The organism is Companilactobacillus musae, assembly GCF_003967595.1.
Taxonomy (GTDB): domain Bacteria; phylum Bacillota; class Bacilli; order Lactobacillales; family Lactobacillaceae; genus Companilactobacillus; species Companilactobacillus musae.
In genome coordinates, this window is the sequence record NZ_BIFW01000004.1 from 111,787 (window position 1) to 125,123 (window position 13,337).

The 13,337-nt window shown below is 36.1% G+C and carries 11 protein-coding genes; 4 read left to right on the plus strand and 7 right to left on the minus strand.

Going from position 1 to position 13,337, the window contains the following annotated elements; translation table 11 throughout:
• Window positions 1-431: 431 nt before the first annotated feature.
• Window positions 432-812 (plus strand): DUF4430 domain-containing protein, encoded by a 381-nt coding sequence (locus LAB100_RS07030; protein ID WP_119326488.1) that lies wholly within the window; start codon window positions 432-434, stop codon window positions 810-812.
• Between the two features lie 46 nt (window positions 813-858).
• Here the strand turns inward: LAB100_RS07030 and dhaM are convergent, their stop codons facing one another.
• The 6 genes from dhaM to LAB100_RS07060 all read right to left on the minus strand — a co-directional run bounded on the left by dhaM (window position 859) and on the right by LAB100_RS07060 (window position 7,473).
• Window positions 859-1,227 carry a dihydroxyacetone kinase phosphoryl donor subunit DhaM gene (dhaM, locus tag LAB100_RS07035; protein ID WP_119326489.1) on the minus strand — a complete coding sequence of 123 codons (369 nt, stop codon included), beginning with the start codon at window positions 1,225-1,227 and terminating at the stop codon, window positions 859-861.
• A gap of 2 nt (window positions 1,228-1,229) precedes the next feature.
• Window positions 1,230-1,817, minus strand: a complete 588-nt coding sequence (gene dhaL, locus LAB100_RS07040; protein WP_119326490.1) for a dihydroxyacetone kinase subunit DhaL — start codon at window positions 1,815-1,817, stop codon at window positions 1,230-1,232.
• 14 nt (window positions 1,818-1,831) lie between these two features.
• Window positions 1,832-2,824 carry a dihydroxyacetone kinase subunit DhaK gene (dhaK, locus tag LAB100_RS07045; RefSeq protein ID WP_119326491.1) on the minus strand — a complete coding sequence of 331 codons (993 nt, stop codon included), beginning with the start codon at window positions 2,822-2,824 and terminating at the stop codon, window positions 1,832-1,834.
• Window positions 2,825-2,992: 168 nt separating this feature from the next.
• Window positions 2,993-4,357, minus strand: a complete 1,365-nt coding sequence (locus LAB100_RS07050) for an NCS2 family permease (RefSeq protein WP_371851216.1) — start codon at window positions 4,355-4,357, stop codon at window positions 2,993-2,995.
• Window positions 4,358-5,135: 778 nt separating this feature from the next.
• Entirely contained in the window at window positions 5,136-7,235 is a 2,100-nt protein-coding gene (locus LAB100_RS07055; RefSeq protein ID WP_119326493.1) for an ATP-dependent Clp protease ATP-binding subunit, read from the minus strand.
• 16 nt (window positions 7,236-7,251) lie between these two features.
• Complete coding sequence (locus LAB100_RS07060; protein WP_119326494.1) at window positions 7,252-7,473, minus strand: transcriptional regulator; 222 nt, start codon at window positions 7,471-7,473, stop codon at window positions 7,252-7,254.
• Between the two features lie 148 nt (window positions 7,474-7,621).
• On the opposite strand from LAB100_RS07060, the gene LAB100_RS07065 reads away from it, so the two are divergent.
• The 3 genes from LAB100_RS07065 to LAB100_RS07075 all read left to right on the plus strand — a co-directional run bounded on the left by LAB100_RS07065 (window position 7,622) and on the right by LAB100_RS07075 (window position 11,892).
• Complete coding sequence (locus LAB100_RS07065) at window positions 7,622-9,340, plus strand: DUF6792 domain-containing protein (protein WP_119326495.1); 1,719 nt, start codon at window positions 7,622-7,624, stop codon at window positions 9,338-9,340.
• A 666-nt stretch (window positions 9,341-10,006) separates the two neighbouring features.
• Window positions 10,007-11,404, plus strand: a complete 1,398-nt coding sequence (gene brnQ, locus LAB100_RS07070) for a branched-chain amino acid transport system II carrier protein (RefSeq protein WP_119326496.1) — start codon at window positions 10,007-10,009, stop codon at window positions 11,402-11,404.
• A 2-nt stretch (window positions 11,405-11,406) separates the two neighbouring features.
• A complete protein-coding gene (locus LAB100_RS07075) occupies window positions 11,407-11,892 on the plus strand; it encodes a GNAT family N-acetyltransferase (RefSeq protein ID WP_119326497.1) in 486 nt (161 codons plus the stop codon).
• 60 nt (window positions 11,893-11,952) lie between these two features.
• Here LAB100_RS07075 and LAB100_RS07080 read toward each other — a convergent pair whose 3' ends face one another.
• On the minus strand, window positions 11,953-13,293 hold the full coding sequence (locus LAB100_RS07080) for a glucose-6-phosphate isomerase (RefSeq protein WP_119326498.1): 1,341 nt from the start codon (window positions 13,291-13,293) through the stop codon (window positions 11,953-11,955).
• Between the last annotated feature and the right edge of the window lie 44 nt (window positions 13,294-13,337).

Below are 13,337 nucleotides of genomic sequence, written 5' to 3' on the forward strand. Positions count from 1 at the left end.
TAAGAACGAGTTATTACTCAAGTTCGGTTACAGTGTAAATTTGCCGTCCTCCGCAACAAAGAAAATTGGGCTGGAACGTAGTGGGCACGACTTGGAGCCTCTTGGCTACGCCAACAGTCTTCAAGCTCGGCCTTCTACTAACCTCACTTCGTGAGCTAAGTAGAATTTCACTACTGAGCCCATTTTCTTTGTTGCTCCGGACTAGTATATTACTTTGTTAATTAGTTACTTTTAAATTCAAATGATTTTAGACATTGCAATTTTTATTAGTAATACTAGAAACAAAAAACTAGTCGGTAGTGAAATCTCTGTGCCCACCACGTTCCAGCGTCCACAGGGACTTCACGGACAACGGCATATTTAAATATATTAGTTGTAACCGAACTTAAGTAAAAACGTAAACGTATTGTACAAATATGAGGAGGAAGATTATGAAAAAATTTGCTGCATTTCTTGCTTCATTGCTAATGTTACTTGGTGTTTTTGCCCCAGCTTCTGCTACAACTGCTCAAGCTAGTGCTACTAAAAACATCAAAGTTACATACACTTTGAAGAAAAACAAGAAACAAATTGCCAAAAAGACTATTACCTTGAAGAAAAATGCCACTGTTGCTCAAGGTCTAAAAAAGGGCTGGAAGGTTAATGACAAAGGTGGTTTCATTTCTGAAATCGACGGTCATAAACAAAACAACAAGAAAAAAATCTACTGGACTTATACCGTCAACAAGAAAAAAGTTAATGTTTCAGCTGACAAGAAAAAATTACACAACAAAGATAAAGTTGAATTCAAGCTTTCTAAATACAATGGCTAAAAAAAATCACCTCATAATTGGATGATCCCAATTATGAGGTGATTTTTTATTTAATTATTAGTTGTTTTAAACTCTTTTCAATAACATCTAAAGGTGATTCAATCTGTGCTAACGTAGCAGCAGTATAAGCTCCTTCAACTAAAGCAACGTCATACTTATGAATAGTTCTATCAGTCATTTCCAAAAGCATCTCTAAGTTCATTTTAGAACTGCCTAAATCGTAAAATGCCAATATTTCATCACCAGTATTATCATCAACTGCTTGTTGAATTTTCTCTAATGATGAACCGATACCACCTTCATCTGTACCACCAGCAGTAGTAATCGACAAGTCAGGTGCTGCTTGAGAAATCAACTCTTTGACACCTGCAGCAATTTTGGCTGAATGTGAAACAATTAAAATTCCATATTTCATAATTAAGCTCCTATCACTTCGATCAAGGATTCAAACAGATAAGCACTCGATTGTGCACCTGGATCGATATGTCCCTTTGATTTTTCTTCTAAGTAACTAGCACGGCCCTTAGTAGCCACCAAATCCTTAACTTTACTTAAGGCGTTATCAACGACACTTTGATCAAATTTATCAGCTCTTAAACTGTCGCTAACTGGTTGCCAAACATCAATCATTGTTTTCATACCAACATCAGATTGACCACGGCGCTTAATACCATCTGTTCCAACTTGAATCAAATCGCTCAATTCAATATTTTCTTCTTTAACAGCCTTAGACATATCCAAAAAGGCTGTTCCGTACAATGGACCTGAAGCTCCACCAACTTTTTGAATCATAGCAAAGGCAGTAGCTTTATATAAGTCAGCCAAATTATCCGGATCCTTTTTAGTCAATGAATCCGTCACAGCCTTAGCACCACGGTCCATGTTAGTTCCATGATCACCATCACCAATAGCAGTATCTAATTCATTTAAAGTTGCTTGATTATTTTCTAATTTTTCCACAAACAAATTGATCCACTTTTTTGCATCTGTTAATTCTAACTTCATAAAATTACCTCTTCCTACCAAGCGATTGTTGTAACAGGTTCCTTTAAGTAACCGATCCAACTACTATCAGCTTTCATAATTGTTAAAGAAATTCCCCGCATATCTAGCGAAGTTACTAAGTTACCAACCTTGCTGAATTTAACAGAAACTTTTTTTTCAGTTAATTCTTTCAAAACATCATTAGCAAAGATGTATTGTTCCATTAAAGGAGTACCACCCATACCATTTACTAAAATAGCAAAATCACCTGATTGATCATCAAATTCTTTGAGAATTTTTTCAATCAATTCATGAGCTAATTTTTTAGAAGGTTGGATTTTTTCAACTGCATAACCACGCTCATTGTGAATACCGATACCATATTCAATTTCATCGTCAGCTAATTCAAAGCCTGGATGTCCAACAGCAGGAACTGTAGCAGCATGTAAGGCAATTCCAATTGTTTTAGTATTATCGATAACCTTTTGTCCTAAAGCTGCCAAAGCGTCTAATGATAGTCCTGAACGAGCAGCGGCTCCGACAATTTTTTCAACTAAAGCAGTTCCGGCAACACCACGTTTACCTTGAGTGAATTCACTATTTTTAACTGAAATATCATCGTCAACGACAATTGTTTTGATTTCAATATCGTCAGCTTCGGCCATTTCTTTAGCCATGTCAAAATTCATAACATCGCCAGAATAATTCTTAACGATCAACAAAACACCTAGACCTTGATCAACAGCCTTGATAGCCTCATAAATCTGATCTGGAGTTGGTGAAGTAAAGACCTCGCCAGCCACAGCAGCACTGAGCATACCATCTCCAACATATCCTGCATGCAATGGCTCATGACCACTACCACCACCAGAAACGATACCTACTTGTTTATTGGCGTTAAACTTAGCATCATTTCTAACAACGGCAGTTGTACCTTCAATCTGCCTTACTAAATCTGAATTGGTTTTTACAAGTCCTGAAATCATTTCAGGAACAATATCCTCAACGTTATTAATAATTTTTTTCATGGTTGCCTCCTTGTTTACGCTTACAAAAATTATTATACAGCTTTTCAGTTAGCTTCGTCTTTTTCGACGATTTTTTATTAACGTATTTGTCACCTTAATAAAGACATAAAAAAGCTCAATTTGATAACTAATTAGAAGTTATCAAGTTGAGCCTTTCCCCAATAATAATTATGCCAAACTAGCTTTTGGCAAAATGTTGATGATGTAAAGTAAAATCACAAAGACAACGAACAATCCGTACATAATTGGATTGATTTCTTTTCTTTTACCAGCTGCCAACATTGTAATTGGATAAACTAAGAATCCAAAAGCAATACCATAAGAGATATTGTATGTTAATGGCATTCCGACAATCGTTAAGAAAGCTGGCAAAGCAATTTCGAATCTATCCCATTGAATTCCACGCATTGATTGTGCCATCAAAGTACCAACGATGATTAATACTGGTGCCGTTACATTACTTGTAACAACTGACAACAATGGTGAGAAGAACATTGATAATGCAAACAAAACACCAACTGTAATAGAAGTTAATCCGGTTCTACCACCGACAGCAATTCCGGCTGATGATTCAACATAAGCTGTTGGAGGTGTTGTACCAAAGACAGCTCCACTAACCATAGAAATTGAATCAGCCATCAAAGCGTGACCAATTCTTGGCATCTTACCTTCTGAATCTTGCATAACGTCAACTTGTTCTGCTAGACCGATCAAAGTACCCGCTGTATCAAAGAAAGCAACCAATAAAAAGATAATCACAACTGCCCAAAGCTGTGGTTCCTTAATATCAGTTATGTGAGCTACACCAACACCAAAAGTTGGTTTCAAACTTGGAATAGCTGAAACAATATGAGATGGTGCTGGAATTAATTTAGTTACCAATCCAGCAACTGTTGTGAAGACCATTCCAATAAAGATAGCCCCAGGAATCTTACGTGCCATTAAAATTGCTGTAACAAATAATCCGGCGATAGTTAACAAAGTAGTTGGATTAGTGAATGAACCAATTGCAACAAGTGAAGACTTACTTGCCGTAATCAGTCCTCCACCTTGTAAACCAACAAAAGCAATAAAAATACCTAAACCAGCGGCAACGGCCAGCTTCAAATCTTTTGGAATCGCATTAATAACGACCTCACGTATTTTCATTAATGAAAGAATCAAGAAAATCAAACTGGCAACAAAAACACCTGCCATTGCTGTTTGCCAAGGAATTCCCATAGCAATAACAACTGAATAACTGAAAAATGCATTATCCCCTAAACCTGGTGCAATGGCAATCGGATAATTAGCCAAAATACCCATTAATACTGAACCAACAACAGCTGTTAAAGCCGTTGCTGTGAATAATGATCCTTTGTTCATCCCAGAGTCACCCAAGACTTGCGGATTAACGAACAAAATATAAGCCATCGAAACAAATGTAGTTAAACCAGCTAAGATTTCACGTTTTACATTTGTTTGTGCTTCTTCTAGATGAAATAAACGCTCAAGAAAGCTTAAATTTCCTCTATTGTCTAATGAATTCACTATAAACGCCCCTTAAAAATTAATCTCTTTTTCGAACTTTTATAGTATTGCAGATTATTCGTGTTTTTACAATAGAAATAGAAACATTTATATATTTTTTCTAAAAATAGTTCGTATTTTGATATAAAAATAATAATTTTGTCATTACTCCATAGCCGTTATACATATTTATAACGATATTGTTCGTGTTTTGCGCATGTGTATTAGTTCATTCAAATTTAACTATAACTAAATGAGTATATTGAAGTATGCCGTCGTCCGTGAAATCTCTGTGGACGCTGGAACGTGGTGGGCACGACTTGGAGCCAATGAAGTTCACATTGTCTTCAAGATCGGCCTTATTCTAAGTGGGTCCCCCACTAAGAATAATTTCACCACTGAGCATCCACAGAGATTTCATTACCGACTAGATTTTATTTTCTAACATTACTAATTAAAATTAGTAATAGTTTGAACCTTTAAACAAAAGAAAAAAACAGATACATATATACCTTGAATACTTAGTAGATACTGTACTTCTTTGTATTATCTAAGCTTTAAAATAATCAAATCAACAAAGTAACAAACTAGTCCGGAGCAACAAAGAAAATGGGCTCAGTAGTGAAATTCTACTTAGCTCACGAAGTGAGTTTAGTAGAAGGCCGAGCTTGGAGACTGTTGGCAACGTCAAGAGGCTTCAAGTCGTGCCCACTACGTTCCAGCCCAATTTTCTTTGTTGCGGAGGACGGCAGAACAAAAAAAGAACTTCTGAGTTTTTAATCACACAGAAGTTCTTTTTATATTACTTACTTGTAACAGCTGATTTTTCAGAAATTTTAATTGTTCCATCAACTAAATCAGCTTTCAAATCCTTAACGTCCAAATGATCGAGATAGAATTCAGCAACTTTATCTCTGATTTGTTGTTCAATAACCCGACGCAATGGTCTTGCTCCCATAGCTTCATCATAACCTTCATCAATCAACCATTCCTTGGCCTCAGGAGTAATTTCCAAAGTAATATCTTTTTTAGCCAAGTTGGCATTAACATCACTGATCATTAGATCAACAATTTGATTCAAGTCATCCTTAGATAGATGAGCAAATTCAACGATGCCGTTAAATCTGTTCAAGAATTCAGGTTTGAAGTATGGTGCTAATTTATCCATTAATTTTTCATCTTTAGTTGCTTTGTTACCGAACCCGGCATTTGAAGTAGCGATGATAATCGTGTTCTTGAAATCAACTACATTTCCTTGGCCATCGGTTAAACGACCATCATCCATAACTTGAAGCAGTAAGGTCAACACTTGAGGGTTAGCCTTCTCAATTTCATCTAGTAACACAATGGAATATGGATTACGACGTACCTTTTCCGTTAAGGTATTGCCGTTATCTTCATAACCAACATAACCAGCTGAAGTACCAATCAGCTTAGATACAGCAGTTAGATCAGAATACTCACTCATATCCAAACGGACGATAGCATTCTTGCTGCCAAACATATCTTGAGCCAATTGTTTTACTAATTCAGTCTTACCAACACCAGTAGGACCAACAAACAAGAAACTACCAATTGGACGATTGCCATCATCAAAACCTGCACGATTACGACGAATGGCACGTACAACCATATCTACGGCTTCATCTTGTCCAATGACATGATTCTTTAATCTCTTGCCCATGTCTTTAAGACGTTCAATATCACTTGCTCCCATTTGTGAAACAGGAACACCAGTCAACCTTTGAACTGATGCAGCAATATCATTAACCGTTGCCGTTGGTTCTTCAGTCTGTTCATCATCCTTATTCAATTTAGCTTGAAGGGATTCGATTTGTTTTTTCAAACTAGCAGCCTTTTCATAATCTTCTTTTTTAGCTGCAATACTCTTATCTTTTTGAGCTTGTTTCAAATCCTTTTCCAAACTTACTTTATCTGTAACTGGATTCTTAGCAGCTAAGTGAGCTGCTGTCATATCAATCAAATCAATGGCCTTGTCAGGTAATGATCTTTGAGGAATATATTGAACTGAATATTCAACCGCTGCCTTTAAAACATTATCAGGGAGTTTTACATGATGATGATTCTCATATGCCTTACGTAATCCCTTCAAAATAGCTAAAGTAGCTTCTTTACTTGGTTCATTGATTGTTACATCATTAAATCTTCTAGCCAAAGCAGCATCTTTCATAATGGTATTACGATACTCATCTTGAGTAGTTGCACCAATAATAGAAATTTCTCCTCTGCTCAAAGCTGGTTTAATAATGTCAGCTAAACCTTTACTACCTGAATCAGAACCAGATGAGCCGGCACCGATAATTTGGTGAATTTCATCGAAGAATAAAACTACATTGCCTGCTTTTTTAACTTCATTCAACAGATTTTGAATATTTTCTTCAAAGGACCCACGATATTGGGTACCAGCTTCTAGCGATGATAAATCAATTGAAATAATCTGTTTATCCTTGATTGCTTCAGGCACGTTACCTTTTACAATAGCTTGTGCTAAACCTTCAACAACTGCAGTCTTACCAACACCAGCATCACCAACAAGAATTGGATTATTCTTGGTCCTACGACTTAATACTTCTGCTGTTTCTTGAATTTCTTTGTCACGGCCGATAACCGGATCAAGTAAGCCCTCTTTGGCTTCCTGAGTTAAATTACGTCCGAGTTTATTTAAAATTGTGCCATTTTTTTGTTTATTACTGTCACTAACTGGAATATTCTTGCCAGCCGTTCTAGCTTCTTGATATTTTGCTAATTCTTCAGGAGTCAATTCTTGACCATTCACATAATACTTAGCCTGTGAATTGCCGTTTTGTTGACTCATTAATCTTTTAAAAATTTCGTCCATATTGTCGTTAAATGGATCTTCGTCCCAAAATGATCTTGCCATATAAATAAAAGCCTCCTCACTTTAGATAATGCAACTCCAATTCACGCAGAACTCTCCACATTTCAGTATCCTGCGCTTTAGCAATTGCCTCTATATCGCGCAAATTGATTGGTGTGGCGGAAGATTGTTTTTTATTGAAAGATTTGTGCAGAGTCGTATAACCATACCCGCTTTTCTTTGCTATTACATAAATCGTTAAATCGTTATCTTGTAAGTATGATTTGATATCTATTCTCATCTTTCTTCAACCTCCACACTTATAGTATAGCACAAAAGTGATATATTACAAGTGTGAAGTATCACTTCTGTGCTATATTTTTAAAATGGTTCTGAATTCCTTATATATCAACAATTTGGTAAAATAAAAGTAACTAAGAGGTGATTTAATGAAGGCATTATTGAGTACTTTAAACAGATTAAATCATGTTTATGATCAACTCGACTTGCTCAACTTCCGAGCTCACAAGAACTTACCTTTAACTTTTAATAAAGCCGATAGCAAAAAACTTTTGCCACAAAATAAAAGACTTTATTTTAGTTATTCTTATTTAAACAAAGAAAAAACACGTTTAACTAATTTGATGTTGAATCAAATCATTGACTTAAAATTGCCACTATTTATCAAGGATAAAATGATCCATCCCCAAATGATCGATAAAGCTCTAAAACTTAAAAATATTGATCAAAATCATAGCAAAAAACGTTTTAGTTTGCCTTCTAGAAATCGTAAAATCAACAAACTTAAACAATTAATCTCCATGATTGAAGATGAAAATCTCAACCTCTGTCATGGTTATCTCAATCAAATTTATATCATTTTGTTGATTCACAATGCTTTGCCACTAGATTTACGTAAAAAAACTTATCAAGCCGGTGAATTGCTACACGATAATGAATTTCGGACTAAATTGTTACAATATGACTATGATCGTTACTTGTATGAGGAATTTGAACCTGGTAATTATCTGCGATTATTGATTTATTCTCGAACCAAACGTATGCCAACTTATATTCGTTCATTTGATGCTCGAAAAATCGTTCCTGATGCAGCAAATTGTGGCTTCTCAGGCATTGCTTTTGAATTTTCGATTGATGGTATTAGAGAATGCTATATCGCTTTTAGAGGAACTGAGGCCAATGTCGACAATACGATTCGCTCCCGTAGTAAACGTTTTGAACAATCAATTCTTGAAACATACAAAGATTGGGATTATAACGTCAATGCTATTTTAATTGGCAGCGACAAAAATCTCGAACAACTAAAAGCTGCCCGAGAATTTGTTCGTTATATAGAAAATAATATTCTTCCCCAAACCATAATTTATGGAGTGGGACACTCATTAGGTGGTCATTTCGTACAAACCCTTCAACTAATGGATAACTGTTTTGATGCTGGTTACACGCTTAATTCTGCACCGGTAAATTTAAAACTAATTCAACATGTTAAACCTACTTTATTTAGTGATGAAACTTGGCAAAAATTATTTAATCTAACTGATGATACCGATGGCATTAAATTCATTACACCTGAACTACGTCAACAAATAAATCGACTTTTACCACATGATTATTCTCAAATCATCAACGAATGTTTTGAACAAGATATGACCCAAGTTTTCTATGAACTTCCCTTTACTATCTGGATTGGACAAAAATGGGAATACAATTTAAGTAACTGGAAATATCCTTTCAAAAATCATCCTCGTGCTTATTTAAGTAGTGGTGAAATCCATGCTTATCAGAAATTCTTTGAACAACTATTTGCTTACTTATCTGATTCTAATAGTAGTGCCCAAGTGGTTCGCAATAGCATGAGTTTTATTAGATTAAGAACAAGGATTCTTCATAACACCATTAGTGATCCTAGAACCGCCAAATATTTCTTTGACTATTCTAATTATTTATACCAATCAGGAGTTTTTACTGACCGACCTCAAAAAATTAATCAGGAATTTATTGAACAAAATAATTCCGTATTAAGAGGTTCGTTACGAGAGTGGCCATTCTTAAAGAGTATAAATACTGATATGTTAAGCCTTGCAACCTACTTCCACGTTATAGATGGTGCTAAGCATTTCCTAAATCGCACGCCCAATAAATTATAAAGATTATAATTTTATTAAAAAAATACTTGCTATTTATTTTTTAGGTGACTATAATACGAACCAACAAAACGTTGAAGAAAAAAGTAGAAATCTCAAGTACGCTTAGTGAGTCATGTTAAGTGAAAAATGACCGTTGCGAGAATTTTGAAAATCATTTCTGAGTTCAGTGCCGATATGTAGGTTACCGTGGCTGCCACCATTATCAGGCTAGCGAATTATTTTGTTCGTTAAATGAGTGAGTATTCTTTGAATACCCAAAAAAGGTGGTACCGTTCAACTCGAGCCCTTTTCCTTAGCTGGAAGAGGGCTCTTTTTTTATAGAGAGCGGAGCAGGCCTGCTAATCCTCGGGAATTGGCCTGTGTAGCTCATTTTAATCAGAGAGCGGAAATGGAGCGGTCAGCTCACGAGGATTAAGACCACTTTGAAAGTTGCTTGCGTAGCAAGTGATTTTCAAAGTTGACTTAACCGGAATGAGTTGCTCCATTGTAGCTCGTTTCAATAGAGAGTGTAGCAAAGCACAGAAATCTGTTGCTCACAACTCGTTTCGGCAATTGAAAACTCAAAACGTTTTTATAAATAAAAAGAGGTGGTAAAAATGGATTCTGACATTAGTGGCATTAAGGGCCCAACACAGATTAGAAACAACATTTTTAGGAGGATTATTTATGAAAGACGATTACGATTTAACAGGAGAAAAAAGAAGTAAAAATAAGGTTTTACATTTATTGGTTGTAAGCTCATTGATTTTTGGTATGTTCTTTGGTTCCGGGAATTTAATTTTCCCAGTTCATTTAGGTCAACTTGCTGGTAACAACTGGTTGTCCGCTGCATTTGGATTCGCAATTTCTGGTTCGCTCTTCCCATTGCTAGCAATCATGGCGGTTGTAGTCACAAAAAGTGATGGTTTATACGACTTAGCACGTCCTGTCGGTAAATTTTATGCCGCTTTATTTCTAGTTTTGGTCCACCTCACTATCGGACCTTTCTTCGGTACCCCACGTACCGCTGCAACTGCTTTTCAAATGGCAGTTCAACCATTTTTGCCAGCTAAATATAACACCGTCGGGATGTTATTATTCACAGCTTTATTCTTTGGATTAGCTTATACATTAACTGTTCATCAAAATAAATTATTAAAATACGTTGGTAAATATCTCAACACTATTTTCTTGGTATTATTAGCTATCGTCTTCGTAGTAGCATTCCTGCATCCCATGGGTGGTTTGAATCACATGCCTACTCAAGCTTATCAAACTAACTCAACTGTCAGTGGTTTGCTTGAAGGTTACAACACAATTGATGCCGTCGCCCTTTTGGCTTTAAGTGTCACATTTGTTCATGCTGTTAAAGGCCTTGGCTACAAAGATAGAGAATTAACTAGTTTGACTGCTAAAGCTGGATCATTAAGTATCGCCCTTGAAGTTTTGGTTTACTTTGGCTTGGTACTATTAGGTGCTTTCAGTTTAAGTAAATTGACTCTCTCCGCTAATGGTGGGGTTGCACTTTCACAAATCGTCAATAACTACTTTGGTCGATTCGGAGCTGCTTTCTTAGGTGTTTTAGTTACTTTAGGAGTTTTCACAACTGCTATGGGATTGGTCGCTTCATTCTCTCAAGATTTTCACAAATTATTCCCCAAAGTAAGTTATCTAGCATGGTTAAGAACCACAACTGTTCTATCTTTTGTTGTTGCTAATGCTGGACTTGATAACATCATCGCCTGGTCATTACCAGTTCTAATGTTACTTTACCCACTATCACTTGCTTTGATCCTAGTTTCATTGACTGTTCATGCTAAACCTTATGCAGGATTAGTCTATAAAATGACAATTGCTTTTACAGTCTTGCCTGCTGTTTTCGATATGTTAAATGCATCTCCTGCAGCCGTAACTAGTCTTAAATTTGTTAAAACTGTTTTAGCTGCTTATCATCAATATGTTCCTTTGGCTAGTTTAGGATTAGGTTGGGTCGTTCCTACTTTTGCCGGCTTTGTTTTAGGACTTCTTCTTGGCAAGTTAGATGTCTTCGCTAGTGCAACCGAAGCTGTGGAAAGTCGAGATTAATTATGGATTACCAAATAATCAAAACCAATCAAAAGAGTGATTTTGAAAGTATTAAAGATCTCTATTACCAAACTTGGCGTTACTCTTATATTGGTTTAGTTCCGCAAGGATTCTTAGATAATCTTGACCGAAACATTTGGCATCCAGAGAAACGTTGGAATAATACCTTAATCGCAGTTAGCAATAATCAAACAATTGGTATAGTTACCTTTGGACCTGCTCGACGAAAAAAATATTCTGACTTTGGGGAGATTTATTCATTATACGTACTTCCTCAATATCAACATCAGGGTATTGGTCAAAAGTTATTCCAAACTGCACTCAATGTTTTAGAAAAACAATTTCAGCAAATTTATTTGATTGTTCTAAGAGATAATCTGATAGCTCAAGCATTTTATGAAATGTTTGGTTTTGAAGAAACTTTGGATTTACCCACTGAACAGACTGATTATGGTATGATCCACGAAATAGTTTTTGTTAAAAATTAATTTAATGCATAAAAAAAGCTCCTTACATCAATGATGTAGGGAGTTTTGTAATTTATAAGATTATAGTCTCTTGTTTAGTTCTTCGCCAAGTTCTTCATAACCAGGACGACCTAATAGAGCAAACATGTTCTTCTTGTATGCTTCAACACCTGGTTGGTTGAATGGATTGATACCGTTCAAGTAACCAGAAATACCAACAGCAATTTCAAAGAAGTACATCAAGTAACCTAAGTTAAAGGCATCTTGTTTTTCAATGTGAACTGACATAACAGGAACGCCACCGTCCGTATGTGCAAGAACAACACCTTCGTAAGCCTTCTTGTTAACGTAATCCATTGACTTGTTTTCCAAGTACTTCAAACCATCAAGGTTATCTGATTCAGCAGGAATCTTAACGTCATGTCTTGGTTGGTCAATTAAGACAACAGTTTCCATAAGGTTACGACGACCTTCTTGGATATATTGACCTAATGAGTGCAAGTCAGTTGAGAAGTTAGCTGATGATGGGTAGATACCCTTTTGATCTTTACCTTCAGATTCACCCATCAATTGCTTCCACCATTCGCCAAAGTATTGAACATTTGGTTCATAGTTTTCTAGCAATTCTGTTGTGTAACCTTTACGGTACAAGATATTTCTCAAAGCGGCATACTTGTAAGCATCGTTCTTTGTAAGATCAGCTGATGAATAATCAGTACGTGCAGTAGCAGCACCTTCCATCAACTTATCAATATCAGCACCAGCAACGGCAATTGGCAATAGACCAACAGCTGTAAGAACTGAGAAACGACCACCGATATCATCAGGAACAACGAATTCTTCGTAGCCTTCAGCATCTGATTCAGTCTTCAAAGCACCCTTAGCACGGTCAGTTGTAGCATAGATACGACCCTTAGCAGCTTCAGCACCATATTTTTCAACCAATTTAGCTTTCAAAATACGGAAAGCAATTGAAGGTTCTGTTGTTGTACCAGATTTTGAAATAATGTTGATACTGAAGTCACGGTCACCAATAACTTCTAGTAAATCAGCGATGTAGTTTGGAGAAATTGAGTTACCACAGAAGTAAACTTCTGGAACATCTTTTTCATTCTTAACGTTGTAGAATGATGAACTTAAAAAGTCGATTGCAGCACGTGCACCTAAGTATGATCCACCAATACCGATTCCGATAAATACTTCTGAATCTGATTGGATCTTCTTAGCAGCTTTCTTAATACGAGCAAATTCATCCTTGTCATAGTCAACTGGCAAGTCAATGAAACCACGGAAGTCAGCACCGGCACCAGTACCCTTACGTAGTTCGTCGTCAGCAGCTGTAACTAATGCTTGCATCTCGCCAAGTTCATTTTCATGAATAAACTTGTTTAATTTTGAATCATCAAATTTAATTTGTGTCATTTTCTCTCCTCCATATATACTATCAAAACTAGATTAATCATTTT

Excerpts from the sequence above, each read along its gene's own strand:
- LAB100_RS07030 (WP_119326488.1), top strand. The coding sequence starts at position 432 with ATGAAAAAATTTGCTGCATTTCTTGCTTCATTGCTAATGTTACTTGGT.
- dhaM (WP_119326489.1), bottom strand. The coding sequence starts at position 1,227 with ATGAAATATGGAATTTTAATTGTTTCACATTCAGCCAAAATTGCTGCA.
- dhaL (WP_119326490.1), bottom strand. The coding sequence starts at position 1,817 with ATGAAGTTAGAATTAACAGATGCAAAAAAGTGGATCAATTTGTTTGTG.
- dhaK (WP_119326491.1), bottom strand. The coding sequence starts at position 2,824 with ATGAAAAAAATTATTAATAACGTTGAGGATATTGTTCCTGAAATGATT.
- LAB100_RS07055 (WP_119326493.1), bottom strand. The coding sequence starts at position 7,235 with ATGGCAAGATCATTTTGGGACGAAGATCCATTTAACGACAATATGGAC.
- LAB100_RS07060 (WP_119326494.1), bottom strand. The coding sequence starts at position 7,473 with ATGAGAATAGATATCAAATCATACTTACAAGATAACGATTTAACGATT.
- LAB100_RS07065 (WP_119326495.1), top strand. The coding sequence starts at position 7,622 with ATGAAGGCATTATTGAGTACTTTAAACAGATTAAATCATGTTTATGAT.
- brnQ (WP_119326496.1), top strand. The coding sequence starts at position 10,007 with ATGAAAGACGATTACGATTTAACAGGAGAAAAAAGAAGTAAAAATAAG.
- LAB100_RS07075 (WP_119326497.1), top strand. The coding sequence starts at position 11,407 with ATGGATTACCAAATAATCAAAACCAATCAAAAGAGTGATTTTGAAAGT.
- LAB100_RS07080 (WP_119326498.1), bottom strand. The coding sequence starts at position 13,293 with ATGACACAAATTAAATTTGATGATTCAAAATTAAACAAGTTTATTCAT.